This window comes from Streptomyces sp. NPDC127197 (assembly GCF_042672405.1).
Lineage (GTDB): Bacteria > Actinomycetota > Actinomycetes > Streptomycetales > Streptomycetaceae > Streptomyces > Streptomyces flavusporus.
In genome coordinates, this window is the sequence record NZ_JBHXVG010000043.1 from 1 (window position 1) to 13,192 (window position 13,192).

The window sequence follows — 13,192 nt, forward strand, 5'->3', positions numbered from 1 at the left end:
CACAACCGGAGTCACGGGCCTACTACGACAGGAAACGCCACGAGGGCAAGCACCACGTTGCAGCCCTGATCGCTCTCGCCCGACGACGCATCGACGTGCTCTTCGCCATGCTCCGAGACGGCACCTTCTACGAGCCCCCGACACCCGCCACGGCCTGACGAAGCCCATAGAGGCACTTTTTTAGCGCGCACATGGGCGGAGTCGAGAACGACGCGGGAGACATCGATGAGGCCGGCGTCGTCGAGCCGGTGCAGGACCGCCTCGTGCAGCCGGCCCCACACCCCTGCCCGCGACCAGATCAGGAACCGCCGGTGGGCCGTCGACTTCGAAATCCCGAAGCACGGCGGCAGAGCCCGCCAGGCACAGCCGCTCACCAGCACGTAGATGATCGCCGCGAACAGCGTCTCATCAGGCGTGTCCTGCGTTCCGCCGCCCTGCGGCCGCACCTTCGACGGTGGGATCAACGGCTTCGCGATCGAAGTAGCCGTCCCCCGGTCGGTCTGCAGACCGACGAGCCGACGCAGCCTCGCGGTGCCGTACCGGCCTGCCATCGCGTCCTCGCGCCGCAGACCGCGGTGTCGAGGGTCCTCCAGGGGAGGGAGAGCTTGCCGATCCGCAGGTCCTCCGCGAGGTCCATCGGATTGTCCAGCGTCCCAGGCCTCCTCGGCGCTGACCTCGGCGGCGTCCTCGGGCACGCTCATCAGCGTGGGACGTCTACAGCGTGGACACGGGCTGCATCAACAGCTGGAAGCCGGTCTTCTGACGCGCTGACAGCAGGCGACGGAAACAGCACGGTGGAAACAGCATTCACACAGAGCGTGCGCCCCGGGCATCCGCACCCGGGGCGCACGTTCGCGTCAGGCCCGGCAGCCGTTCACGGTCGCGGCGAGGCCGTCCATCGCGTCCTTGATGGCGCTGCCGTCGGCCGTGGAGCCGTTCTCCACGAAGGAGAAGACCTTCCACCGGCCGTCCTTGCCCTGGGTCAGGCCGCTCAGTGCGATGGCGCCGGTGAGGGTGCCGGTCTTCGCGTGCACCTTGCCGAGGGCGCACTGCGAGTTCGCGTCGTCGAAGCGGCCCCACTCCGGGCCGAGAGTGCTGCCGGCCTCGCCCGCGACCGGGAGGCCGTCACGGATCGAGCTCAGCCGGTGCTCATAGCGCTTCTCCGTCAGCAGGTCGAGGATCTCCGCCAGGGTCCGGGCCGGGATGCGGTTGGCACGGGAGAGGCCGCTCCCGTCGTACATCTCGAAGTTCTCCAGCGACACTCCGTACCGCCGGCTCAGCACATCGCGTACGACCGCCGTGCCGCCCTCGAACGTGGCGGGCTGCCCGGCGCGCAGCGCGGTCATCCGCAGCAGGGTCTCGGCGATGTTGTTGTCGCTGACCTTGATCATGTGGTGGATGATGTCCGACAGCTTGGCGGACTTGTGGCGGGCCACCGGTACGTCGGTGATGCCTGCCGTCCGGCGTGTGACCTCGCCGTCCACGGTGATGCCGTCGGCGGCGAGTTGCTTGGCGAAGACCTGTCCGGCGTTGATCGAGGTGTCGTTGACGCCGTGTCCGTCAACGACGAGGGCGCGGACCGGAGCGACGGAGTCGGGGTAGTAGCCGTCGTTCCAGCCGGGGGCCAGGGTCGGTTCGGGGAAGAGGCTGTCGTCCACGGCGACTTTCACGCCGGTGAGGCCCGCGGCCTTCAGCCCGGCCACCGCGTCCTTGGCCATTTCGCCGAGATCGGCGCTGGTCAGGGTCCGGTCGCCGCCGCCGACGAGGGTGAGGGTGCCGTCGCCGTAGACGACGTTCGTCTTGAACCGGTGGTTCGGGCCGAGCACGGTCAGGGCGGCGGTCGCGGTGGCAAGCTTGGTGTTGGATGCCGGCATCAGCGCGGTGGCGCTGTTGTGGTCCCAGACGGTGCCGTCCGACTCGGCGTCCAGCACCACGCCGCTGACGTTGCCGCCCAGGCGCTCGTCGAGGACGCGGGTGTTGAGGTTCGCGGCGATCGCCTGGTCGGCGGAGTCGAGGCCTTCGTTCGTGTCCGGGGCCGTGTCGGGGTTCGTCGCGGTGGTGTTCCCGTCGGCGGCGAAGACCGAGGGGCCGACGAGCGCCACCGACGCGACGGGCACGGCCATGGCCAGGACCAGGGCGCGGCGGGCGCCCGCGCCGAACTGTTTCGGCTTGCGGTGCCCGTGGCGACCGCTCGGCGTGAAGGTGGGCGGGGGCACGACTTCGGTTCTGTGGTTCATGGGGGACTTTCCGTGTTGTGCGCCGGCGGAAGGACAAGCCGACGTAGGGGGAAGGGTTTGGCCCTGTGGCGCGAAATGATCAGTGCCGCACAAGTGGTCACATGAACCCCATGGCCACGAATGGATCCGTTTCTGCTTTCTCCTTGTCCAGCTCACGGGCGCGCAGGACGGTCAGGCAGGCGTGGGCGGCCATGGCGAGGGTCATCAGGCGGTGCATCGCCGCGGCCAGCGGAGCCGACCGCTCGGGAGGAATCGGCGTCGGTACGGGGCGCATCTCGGCGACTTTCGCCCACACCGCGAGCAGGGCCAGGTACTCCAGCTCTAGTCCGTCGGGGCGGTCGGAGGGAAGCTTGAGGTACCGCGCGATCGCCCGGCCGTAACCGGGGACGGCATCCAGGACTCCGGCGTCGGCGAGTTGGTCCACGGCCTGCTCCGCGAGCCGCGCCGCCCCGGTCCCGCCCGGCAGCGAGGCGGCGTCGTTGTGGATCGACTCGTAGCGCCGGGTGATGGACGCGGAGAAGTCCGCGCGGTCCTGCTCCCGGTAACCGGCGATCACCACGGAGACCGTGGTGGTCCAGCTGTTCACCGCCTCCAGAGCGAGCCTGGCCGGGATACTGACCTCCCGGTCCCGGCCCTTGTGCCGGACGGTGAAGTCGACGGTGCCGGACGACGTATCCGTCTTGTTCAGGGCGGCTCGCGCGGCGCGTACCGCCGCGCCGAGGTGGTCCAGAATGAGGATCTGCTCCTGGGCGGGCAGGGTCGTGAATGCCAGGACGTCATAGGGGAGGTCGGTTTCCTGGCAGAACCGGCACAGCGCGTCCAGCTTGGCGGCGACCCGGCCGTGACCGTCGATCACCAGCAGGCCCCTTGCCGAAATCTTTCCCGAGCTGTCCACGACGCGGGCCAGGGCTACGTCTGCTGGTCGGCGCTGACCTTCGGTGGTGACCGTCGCGATGGAGCGACCCGACATGCTGAGCCGTACCTGTTCGAGCGCCCACCGCTGCCGCGCCGCAGTCCAGTCCAGAGCCTGCGGCCCGGAGGTCAGGAGCTCCAGAACTGCGGTCCTGTCTGGTGAGGTCGCAGCGGGGAAGGGGCGTGCGCCGAGGATCTCCTCGGCGCCGCTGTAGTCGCTCTGTTCCAGATCCCGGATGTTGGAGACGAGTAGCAGATCGAGAGTGTAGGGCCGGGTACTGGGGTGAGGACCTGCCGGACACCGGCCAGTACACCGCCGTTGAGGAAGCCCAGTTCCTCCCCCGAGCCGGCGAAGTGTGCGGGGAACAGCGGGCGTACCGCGCCCGGTTCCACGCATGCTCGGGCGAAGCTTGCGCGGCCGTCGTCGTCAAGAACCCAGTCTGCCCGGTACCCGGCGATCGTCCATCGCACCGCGGTGGTCGATCCCAGCTGCAGGATCGGGCACGGGACGGTGGTGATGCCGATGGTGTGCGTGTTGCCGGGAGCGGCCATCGGCGATCACGTGATCGTGAGGCCTCACGCCATGATGGCGGCCGACGTCGTGGTCCAGGACTATGCCACCGTCGCCGCGCAGGTGTTCCTCGGACGACATGCCGTGGTCGAGGAGAATGCCTATGTCGGTGCCGGGGCCAAGGTCCGGGAGTACGCCGCCGTGGGTCCGTGGTCCGTCGTCGGTATGGGGTCACTCGTCCTCGGCTACGTCCCTCGGGGGAGGTCTGGGTGGGCAATCCGTTGAGACGTCTCGGCCCGGCCCCTCGGCTCAGAGACCTCTGGCCGACATGACGCTCTGTTCGGCCTGCTCCACATCGAACCGGCCGGACGGGTCGCCGTTGCCGCGCTCCACGGCACCGCGTACGAGGGCGAGGTAGAAGAGCGTCGGTGCACAGGGCGTCCACCTGTCCTCTGGCTCGTCCGCGATGAAGCCGAGCACCGACTCCGGGTTTGCGTCCACGAACTCGAAGCGGTCGTGTTCCCATTTGTCGGTGACGCCTCGCGTCCAGCGAAGGCGCAGCGTCGGTTCGTCCAGATCGGGCAGGACCGCTCGGAAAAAGCCCGCCCACTGGTGGTTGACCAGGTCGAGCCCAAAACCGAGAAGCTCCAGACGAAGCTTGTCCGTGCTGTGAACGGCGAGTTCCTCGTACAGAGCGCGGCGGGCCACCGCATGCAGGCTGATCGGGCTGCCGTCCTTGGGCAGGTCGTGCTCGCGGGCCAGGCCTTCGTTGGCCGAGGAGTTCCACCGCGCGCTGTTCGGCCCAGCTACCTGGGCGCTGCGCCGGGAGAACAGCATCTTGCCGTCCTTGCGCGTCTCCAGGGCCACATTGACACCGAAACTGCAGTTCATCCAAGCCGGTGCCTCGGCCGGATCTTTGTCCTCGAGATACTGCTTGCGCAGCGTGAGGCCGTTTTCCTGCTGCCGCTCCAGATTGAGCGACGTGGTGAGGAAGTCGAAGTAGTCGGCGTCCCGCAGGGAGAGGGAGACCACGGGCTCCTCGGCCAGGTGAGTGCGAGTCACCACGACCCGCTCGACCGCGAAGCGCTCGTTGTTCCAGCGGTGCGGCAGGCCGCTGGCCTCCTTGCGCTCCTCCTCCGCCTCGATGGAACGCCGCCAGGCCCCGATCTCCTCCGGGAACTCCACCCGCTCCGGGGTGTACCGGACGCGGACGTTCTCCTCGCGGATGGGCCGCGTCCCGTCCCCCTCGAAGAGATGGCATCCTGTTGCCCGGCCGACCACGGTGAATCTGTCACGCATCGTCAACTCCGCTGGAAATAGGGTTTGATGGAATGATGGGGATGTCGTCGACTGCATGATACGGAGCGATGTGGGCGATCAGCTGACGCTTCTGAAGACCGAGCGGCGCTCCTCTTCCCTGGTGGGCACAATCGCGGTATCCGACTACACGCATCCCGACGACGGCACGCGGCAGCGGCTGCGCCGGCCACGGCTGACGGAGGTACGGCGCCGGTTCACAAAGACCGTGCGCGAGGAACTGGGATTCGGGGAGAGCCTCCCCGTCGACCGGGGCGGTTCCACGCAGCGGCAACTGTGGGCCGGTCTGGAGGAGTTCCTGGCCGACAGCGCCGAACGCAAGATCCTCTACTGGACGGGCCACGGCGTCCAGCGAGGAGACGAGGGCTACTTCCTCGCCTGCTCCGACTCCTGGCAGTCAGGAGATTTTCAACCCGAGCGAGCCGTCTCCCTGGTCGAGCTCGTGGGCCGTCTCCTTCGGCCCGAGTACGAGACCGACACCCTTCTGATCGTCGACGCATGCTCCTCGCACGGCTACAACTCCCTCAACGAGGCGCTGCGTCACGCCCTGGACCTGGAGCGGAACACGGCGGTGTACAGGGCGAGGGAAACCCGGCGGGCGGGTTTCGCCGTCATCGGCACGTCGGGGGCCGATGCGCAGGTACCCGAGGGCCGCTGGGTTCAATGGCTGGAGGAAGCACTGGCCAAACCGGACTTCGTGGCGCCCGACCACGCGCGCCCGTTCGAACCGTCCGCTCTCTACCTTCCCCTGCCCTACCTGCGGGACGCCGTGGACGCGGAAGCCGCGGCCGCCGGTCTCGACGACCCCGCACAGCGACCGGGTTACATCGAGGTACGCGCGCTGCCGAACAGCTTCCTGGACAACCCGTATTTCCATGCGTCGGACCGGCCGGAGTACAGGCCGGCCGTGCTGACACGACGGAAGCCGTGGATCGAGGCCGAGCAGTTCGGTCTGGAGGAAGGAAGCCACCTCAGCCGCCACTTCGCGGGCAGACGGGACGCCCTGAGCAGGATCGTGCGATGGATGGAGACCCACCCGAAAGGGCTTCTCGCCGTAACTGGCCTGGCGGGGACGGGGAAGACGGCACTGCTCGGCCGCCTGGCCCTCACCTCTTTGCAGAGCTGGCGGGAGACGCTCGGTCCGAAGCTCGATCCTGCGACGTTACCCCGAGCAGGAACCGTGCACGCGGCGCTGAGCTGCAGGGGGCAGTCCGCCCATTCGCTGGCCGCGTCCCTTCGCGAGGTGCTGGCGCACGTCGACGGAGCGCCACTCCTGCCGGAGGAACGGGTGACATCGAAGACGTACGCCGACGCCTTCAAGGAGCTGGTCGATCGGGCCGGTTCGGTGAACCTGCTCTTCGACGCACTGGATGAGGCTCTCCCGGACCAGGCACACGACATCGCTCGTCACCTCCTCAACCCGCTGTCCGGGCTGCCGGGCGTCCGCGTGATCGTCGGTACACGCCCCCAGCCCCGCAGACGTACCACCGCGCCCACGGAGGAGGAGTCGCTCCTGGACACACTCGAGCAGAGCGTCGAACCCGTGGTGCTGGGAGACGACGAGGAGGCGCGCGCGAGCATCACCGGTATGGCGATGTCGGTCCTGGACGCGGAGCACTCTCCGTACCGGGGGAACGGGCGGCGGAAGGAGGACCGTGACTGGACGGCCGAGACCATCGCGGCGCAAAGTCAGGGATCGTTTCTGGTGGCCCGCCTGGCCGCGACCGAACTCTCCCGTCGGCCCCAGGTTGTTACCGAGGCCGATCTCCTGTCGTGGATGCGTAACGGCGGCATGGACCTGCGCAGGCGACTCGCGGAGGAGACAGGACATCTTGAGAGGCAGCCAGGTGCGAAGCGTGCCCGTGAGGTACTGCGGGCGCTGGCGGTGATCCAGGGACCCGGGCTGACACCGGATTCGACCTGGCTCACACTGTCCAACGCGCTGCGCGATGACGGCACACCCGAGCTCACCCTCGAGGACTTGCGGCAGGTCTGCCGGAACGCCGACGGCGGTATCGTCGCCACGCGGAAGGACGGCGGACGGGAGGCGGCGAACCGTGTTCGCCACCAGCTGGCCCATCCCAGTTACGGCGATTTCTTTCTCTCCGATGCCGGACTGAGCACACAAGAGGCACACCGTAGGGTGGTCGAAACCCTGCGCGCCCAGGCCGGGACCGACTGGAGCGAGGCCGACGACTACACCTTGGAGTACCTGGGTGCCCATGCCGCCCAGGTCGGGCCGGCCGTCCTGCGAGAACTCTTCCAGGACGTGCACTTTCTCATGAGGACGAACCCCGATGTCATGCTGCCGCTCGCGGCAGGCCTCGCCCGCAACTGTGACGGGGCCGCGCTGTACGGCCGGGTCGCGGGTTCGTTCCCCCGCATGCCCTCCCCGTTGTCGCTGTCAGCCCTGCTCGCACGGAAGGCTCTGACCAGTGCCACGGCCTTTGTCAGCCACCGGGACGCCACCTACCGGGCACTGCAGCGCATTGTCGGCTTCCTGCCCTGGCAGGAGTACTGGACCGACGTGCGGCCGGCCCCTCCGGAATGGCGTCGTGCGGCGCCTGTGGGAGGAGCAAGAGCGCTGAGCTGGCGTGCGGGGACCGCAGTGGCGGCGCTGCCGCCCGGGGACACGCTGACTGCCGGCGGACTGGGGGAGATCCAGGTCCTGCATCCGGAGTCGGGCGCCCGGCTGCTGACTCGCCGGCTTCCCAGGTCCGGAGGTGAACGCGGAAGCATTCTCAGCGAGGTGCGGGAGGTGGGCGCCGGGCCCCGCTGGGCCACCGTCGCCCGTGACGACCAAGCCGTGTACTTCTGGCGCGCCGGTGCCCGCGTCCCTGATCAGGAATACCGGTGGGGCGGCGCCGTACGTGCCCTGGCCACAGCTGAGATGGCCACGGAGACCGTTGCCCTGGCAGCCGACGGGTCCCGCATCTGGGTGTGGTTCTGGAAGAGCGGCATGCAGCAGTTGGGCACCCACCTGGCGGATATCCGCACGGTGGACGTGCGGCATCTCGCCGCTCTCACCATGGGGACACGCCTGTTCGTCCTGGCTGCGGGGGAACGTGCCGAACTGTTCGAGGTGGACCGACCTGTCAACAGAGTCGGCGGTCTACGCGCCGAGCAGGTGGAACTCGGTGCACTCGACTATCCCGCTCTGGCTGCGGCCGCGGCCCGCACACCACGCCGCGGTACGACTCCGGAGCGAGGCTGGCTCGCCGTGTCCGACGGACACCAGGTGCGCGTCTGGTGCTGCGAGATCGACAACGCCGTCCACGGCGCTCCACCGGCCGTGCGACGCGTGGCGCAATTCCGCTCCAAGGCACAGGGGCTGGCCTTCGGCCGTCACGGCGACGAACTGCTGCTCGCCGGCTACGAAGAAGTCGTTGTACGGATCTGGTCCGTCGAGGAACCCGGACGTGAGGCGGCGTTCCAGCTGGACGCCCCCCGGCAGGGCGCCATGGCCTTCGAGCCCCGCGGACAAGGGCTGCTCGCGGTGGCCGACGGCCCGGACATCCGCTTCGTGGACGTAGTTCCGGCCCTGGAAGCAGGCCACGAGACTCTTCGGCGGCCGAGCAACGAGCGCCCCGCGGTCGCCCTGGCCCCGGCACCCGGCGGGCCGCCCCTGCTGTGCCGGACCTGGGGCGACCGGGTTCGCGTGTCCCGCCCTGAGCGGGGGGCCCCGGCCAGCCACCCTGCCACCGAGCTCCCCCACGAAAGAATGGTGACAGCAGTGGACTCGGTACGGGTGGCGGACGGTTGGGCGGTGGCCGCCGCGGCGGGACGAACCGTACGACTGTGGCGGCTCGACGAGGACTTGTCCGTGGTGGCCCATCAGGACATCGCGCTGGGCGGTGATGCCGGGCAGCCGGCCCGCGCGCTGAGCCTCGTCGCAGACCCGTCCCGGGCGACGCTGCGTCTGTGCGTACCGGACGGCCGGCGCCTGACCCGCTACGAGATCCCGGTCGGCATCCCGTCTGCCGAGAATACGACGGGCGAGATCAGCACCGACTCCGGCTTCTGCGGCATCGACGCCAGGATCATGAGGGACGGCACGTACTGGCTTGCCGGAGACCTGGGAGACCAGCTGAGGGTATGGCGGGAGCACAAGGAAGGCGTGGAGCAGCGCATCCGTATGGGCGCCACTCCCACCTGTCTTGCCCTGGGGGAGCTGTACGACGAGGAGGACGCCGAATCCCTGCCCCTGCTGGCCTGGGCGGACAGCGGCAGCGTGTATGTGAAGGACTGCTCCGGTGAGGGCCTCCACCCGCCAGAACGACTCGAGGGATTCTTCCCCCAAGTGACCTCGCTCGTGTTCGCAGGTCCCGTGGAGAGGCCCGTGCTCCTGCTCTGTACCGAGCGGACGATCTCACCCGCGTGGGACGTCTGGTCCAAAAGATGGCTGGACGGGCCCGGGATCCCCTCGCGCGGCTATGACGTCCAGGCCGTCGACACCGCTCCCGACCCGGAGGGTCTGGTGGTGGCGCTGCAGGGCAAGGACCGATGCGACCTGATCCGACTGCCGCACACCTTCTTCACGGCCGATGCGCGGTGACCGTGGACCGAGTGGCAGCCGTGCGACAACGCAGGAACTGGCGAGGGAGAGAGCGGAGTGGAACATGACCTTGTGGTCTTCGTACCGGGTTTTCTCGGCACCCGACTGTGCCGCGACGGCCAGGACGTCTGGGCGAGATGCAGCGAGTCCCTGATCCATTCGTCGCCCACGGCCGGGACGCTGGCCGAGGTGGCCCTGCCACCGGGACTCGGCGACGCGCTGCCCGAGAACCGTTTCCGTCTGGACGCCGGCGAATTGCTCACTTCTCCGGATTCGGTGCCCGGGCTGATGTCCTGTATGGGCTATCCCGACATCCGTGCCGCGCTCGGCGACCCGCTCACGGCGCAGTTCGTTTCCTTCACCTATGACTGGCGACTCTCCCACCGGCTGGTCGCCAGGCAGTTGAGGACACGGGTGGCGAGGGAGCTCGACCGATGGGGCGAGCAGGTCGACGCGCATTACCCGGACCGTCCCGACGATCCGGGCGTCATTCTGGTCTGCCACTCGACGGGTGGCCTGATCGGGCGTCACTACCTTGAGTGCGAGGACGGCCGTAAGACCGCCCGAGCCCTGGTCACTCTCGGCACCCCTCAGAAGGGTCTGGCGCAGGCCGCCCGTCTTCTGGCCGGTCACGCGATTCCCGGCACCGGCGGTCCGGGCGAGGGCGCACGCGCCAGGCTGAACGAGGTGCTGCGCGACTGGGCCCTCGACCTGCCCGCGGTTGCCGAGATGCTGCCGGTGTACGCCGCCGTCCGGGTCGAGGGGAAGAGCCGGCCGCGGACGGTCGCCGACCACCGGTATCCGGTTCCCGGCCTGCCTGCCGCCGCGGTCCGTGATGTCCTGGGCTTCCATGAGAAGTTCAGGTCGGCAAGGGACGGGCACCGTCGCACCGACCCCGACGGCCAGCTGCCGTACACGGTGCACTGCCTGGGCAGCGGTGACTATCCGACGCCCGAGGCCATCACTCTCTCCCCCGACGGGTCATACCTCACCTCCGGCGACAACAGCCCCCTGGGGCCGGGGGACGGAACGGTGCCGCGACTGTCCGCCCTCGCGGACTGGGCCGTCGGGGATCAGAGCCCGATGCTCTGGACCGGTTTCCGGAACGCGGACATGGCGAGCTCCGCCGCTCTGCGAGACGTGCTCATCGCGGTCCGGAGGGGAAGCCATCCGGGCGGCATGCTCGCCGGGGACGAGGGCATCGCTCTGCACTTCCCTGCCCCCGCCGTCGTCGCCGGTCGGCCGTTTGCGGTTGAGTTGCTGGGACACAACCTTCAGGGACGCAATCTGCGGACCTTCATGTGGCGGTCGGGCAGGACGGCCAAGCAGCCCGTCGTCTTCGAGGAACACGGAACCGACCGGTACCGGGCGGAGCTGGAAGCGACACCCGGCCGCTGGTGGGTCGAGGCGGTGGTCGACAGCCCGAAGCGCTTCGACCGGAAGGACGTCACAGTTTTCGCCGTGTGAGACAGGAAGGGAACAAGCCATCACACCTTCATCCGAGGCTGGTGCGCACGACGCTCCCGACTGGCCGCAGTGCGGGCACAGTGACGCCGGCAAGCGCTGCCGAGGTCGCAGGGTCGGGACCTATGCGGCCTGCCTGGCGCATCTGGACGCCGGGGAGCGGGCTGCGTATCTTGCCGGTCTGGCTCCTGGTGCCGACGTCGACCACCGTGGCACTCCCCTCACGCAGGGTCTTCTGAACGAAGTGCTCACCCGGCTCCGGGAGCCGGCAACGGGGCGTGCTCTGCTCGGTCAGGCGGAGTTCGACGAGGCCCGGTTCGCCGGCGACGTGACGTTCGAGCAGATCGACTTCTCCGGCTTCTGCTCCTTCGGTACGGCGGTGTTCGGTGGGAGCGCCTATTTCCGCGATACGAATTTCGGGCAGGACCTCAGGTTCGGGAACGTGGAAGTCGCCGACGAACTGTGGCTCGAAGACACCGCCATAGACGCCGATGCCTGGTTCTACGGAGCCCGCATAGGGGGTGTGCTTCGGTTCTGCGTCGACCGCGTTGGCGGCAGTGCGATGTTCAAAAGCGTCACCACCGGGGAGGCCCACTTCACGGGGGTGCGCTTCTTGGGTGTCGCGCGCTTCGACGGGGTTGTCATCAATGGCACGGCGTACTTCGACGGTGCCTTCTTCGAGGACGGCGCAGATTTCGAAAAGGCGATGATCGCCGGCCCTGCCTGTTTCGACGGGACGCACTTCCATCGGAGTAGAGCGTGCTTCGACGGAGCGGAATTGGGTGAGGAGGTCCTGTTCTCCGAGGCTCACTTCCAGACGGGAGCCACCTTCGCCGGGGCGAAGGTCGGCGGCGATGTGTCGTTCTGCCAGGCTCGCCTGGAAGGTGACGTGAGCTTTCGGAGAGCGGTATTCCGCGGCACGGCCATGATCGGCCCCCTGGTCTGCCCGGGGCTGGTGGACCTGTCTGACGCGGTGTTTGAATCCGCGGTGACGTTGGAGGTCGCCGCGGGCGATCTCCGTTGCCGACGGACGCGTTGGGCGTCCACCGCCGCGCTTCGGCTGCGCTATGCCGCTGTCGACATCAGCGACGCCGTACTCGAGTTCCCGGTGACCGTCGCGGGTCGGTCCAGCCCGTTCGTCTCCCCCGTGGATGAGCAGATCGACGAGCTGGGCCTGACCGACGCCCGGGTGTGCGTGATGTCGGTGAGCGGTGTGGACGTCGCACACCTGGTGCTGGCCGACGTCGATCTGACGGGCTGTCGCTTCGTGGAGACGGTCCACCTGGACCAGCTGAGGCTCGAGGGCCGGTGTGTTCTGCCGCTGCCGCCCGCGGGGGTGTCCCGGCGGGGCTGGTTCCCGGTGCGCTGGACGCGTCGCCGGACCTTGGCCGAGGAGCACCACTGGCGTGCGACCCGGTACGGCGCGGTCGGGTGGACGCCTGCCCCGGAGGGCGTCGAGACGCACGAACCCGCCGTTCTCGCACCGGTCTACCGGCAGCTGCGCAAGGCGCTGGAGGATGGTAAGAACGAGCCGGGCGCGGCCGACTTCTACTACGGCGAGATGGAAATGCGCCGGCACGACCTCGAGGCGCCCCGTGGCGAACGGATGATCCTGGGGCTGTACTGGGCGGTGTCCGGGTACGGCCTGCGGGCCATCCGCGCTCTGGCGTGGCTGGGTCTGGCCATGACGGCCACCGTGCTGGCCATGATGCTGTGGGGTCTGCCGCAGGACGATCCGGACCCGGTGAGCAAGGGCAGGATCGACGGCCGCAGCGTGACCTTGACCACGAAGAAGCCCGACCCGACCAACCCGGAAGGACCGTACCGTCGGCGTCTGTCGACTGCGCGGTTCGAGAAGTCCTTGAGAGTGGTGGCCAATTCGGTGATCTTCCGTGCCTCCGGACAGGACCTGACCACCGCCGGAACGTACGTCGAGATGACCACCCGCCTCGTCGAGCCGGCTCTGCTCGGGCTTGCGGTTCTTGCCGTGCGCAGTCGTGTGAAGAGATGACGAGGTGTCGATTGAGAGTTCAGTGGTCCTTCGGGCTCTTCGCGGCAGGAGCCATCCTGGTCTTCCTCCCCAGCGTCATCGCCTGAGCGACAGAAGGCCATGCACAAGACCCCGGGCGTTGCCATGACAGCCCCGGGCTGTTCGAGAAACCAGACACCGATCCAGCGGAAATCGTCGACATCGAA

General features: G+C 68.6%; 7 protein-coding genes and 3 pseudogenes. 6 read left to right on the forward strand and 4 right to left on the reverse strand.

All coding sequences use genetic code 11. The features are described from left to right. A pseudogene (locus tag ACFVJQ_RS38225) lies at positions 1-158 on the forward strand (IS110 family transposase); the annotation flags it as partial. 18 nt (positions 159-176) lie between these two features. Here the strand turns inward: ACFVJQ_RS38225 and ACFVJQ_RS38230 are convergent. From ACFVJQ_RS38230 to ACFVJQ_RS38240, 3 genes and pseudogenes are all read right to left on the reverse strand, one after another. Continuing rightward, positions 177-524: pseudogene (locus ACFVJQ_RS38230) on the reverse strand (transposase); the annotation flags it as partial. 333 nt (positions 525-857) lie between these two features. Further along, on the reverse strand, positions 858-2,237 hold the full coding sequence (gene dacB, locus ACFVJQ_RS38235; protein ID WP_385790350.1) for a D-alanyl-D-alanine carboxypeptidase/D-alanyl-D-alanine-endopeptidase: 1,380 nt from the start codon (positions 2,235-2,237) through the stop codon (positions 858-860). Between the two features lie 97 nt (positions 2,238-2,334). Beyond that, positions 2,335-3,207: a hypothetical protein gene (locus tag ACFVJQ_RS38240; RefSeq protein ID WP_385790394.1), complete on the reverse strand. Its 873-nt coding sequence runs from the start codon at positions 3,205-3,207 to the stop codon at positions 2,335-2,337. A 417-nt stretch (positions 3,208-3,624) separates the two neighbouring features. On the opposite strand from ACFVJQ_RS38240, the gene ACFVJQ_RS38245 reads away from it, so the two are divergent. Then, positions 3,625-3,945, forward strand: a complete 321-nt coding sequence (locus tag ACFVJQ_RS38245; protein ID WP_385515134.1) for a hypothetical protein — start codon at positions 3,625-3,627, stop codon at positions 3,943-3,945. A 24-nt stretch (positions 3,946-3,969) separates the two neighbouring features. Here the strand turns inward: ACFVJQ_RS38245 and ACFVJQ_RS38250 are convergent, their stop codons facing one another. Next, on the reverse strand, positions 3,970-4,959 hold the full coding sequence (locus ACFVJQ_RS38250) for a translation initiation factor 2 (RefSeq protein ID WP_385515135.1): 990 nt from the start codon (positions 4,957-4,959) through the stop codon (positions 3,970-3,972). Between the two features lie 55 nt (positions 4,960-5,014). On the opposite strand from ACFVJQ_RS38250, the gene ACFVJQ_RS38255 reads away from it, so the two are divergent. The 4 genes and pseudogenes from ACFVJQ_RS38255 to ACFVJQ_RS38270 all read left to right on the forward strand — a co-directional run bounded on the left by ACFVJQ_RS38255 (position 5,015) and on the right by ACFVJQ_RS38270 (position 13,007). After that, positions 5,015-9,532 (forward strand): NACHT domain-containing protein, encoded by a 4,518-nt coding sequence (locus ACFVJQ_RS38255; RefSeq protein ID WP_385790352.1) that lies wholly within the window; start codon positions 5,015-5,017, stop codon positions 9,530-9,532. Between the two features lie 57 nt (positions 9,533-9,589). Further along, entirely contained in the window at positions 9,590-10,999 is a 1,410-nt protein-coding gene (locus ACFVJQ_RS38260; protein WP_385790354.1) for an esterase/lipase family protein, read from the forward strand. 376 nt (positions 11,000-11,375) lie between these two features. Next, a pseudogene (locus ACFVJQ_RS38265) lies at positions 11,376-11,450 on the forward strand (hypothetical protein); the annotation flags it as partial. A 108-nt stretch (positions 11,451-11,558) separates the two neighbouring features. Then, entirely contained in the window at positions 11,559-13,007 is a 1,449-nt protein-coding gene (locus tag ACFVJQ_RS38270) for a pentapeptide repeat-containing protein (RefSeq protein ID WP_385790392.1), read from the forward strand. The last annotated feature ends 185 nt before the right edge of the window (positions 13,008-13,192 follow it).

Excerpts from the sequence above, each read along its gene's own strand:
- dacB (WP_385790350.1), bottom strand. The coding sequence starts at position 2,237 with ATGAACCACAGAACCGAAGTCGTGCCCCCGCCCACCTTCACGCCGAGC.
- ACFVJQ_RS38240 (WP_385790394.1), bottom strand. The coding sequence starts at position 3,207 with ATGTCGGGTCGCTCCATCGCGACGGTCACCACCGAAGGTCAGCGCCGA.
- ACFVJQ_RS38250 (WP_385515135.1), bottom strand. The coding sequence starts at position 4,959 with ATGCGTGACAGATTCACCGTGGTCGGCCGGGCAACAGGATGCCATCTC.
- ACFVJQ_RS38255 (WP_385790352.1), top strand. The coding sequence starts at position 5,015 with ATGATACGGAGCGATGTGGGCGATCAGCTGACGCTTCTGAAGACCGAG.
- ACFVJQ_RS38270 (WP_385790392.1), top strand. The coding sequence starts at position 11,559 with ATGTTCAAAAGCGTCACCACCGGGGAGGCCCACTTCACGGGGGTGCGC.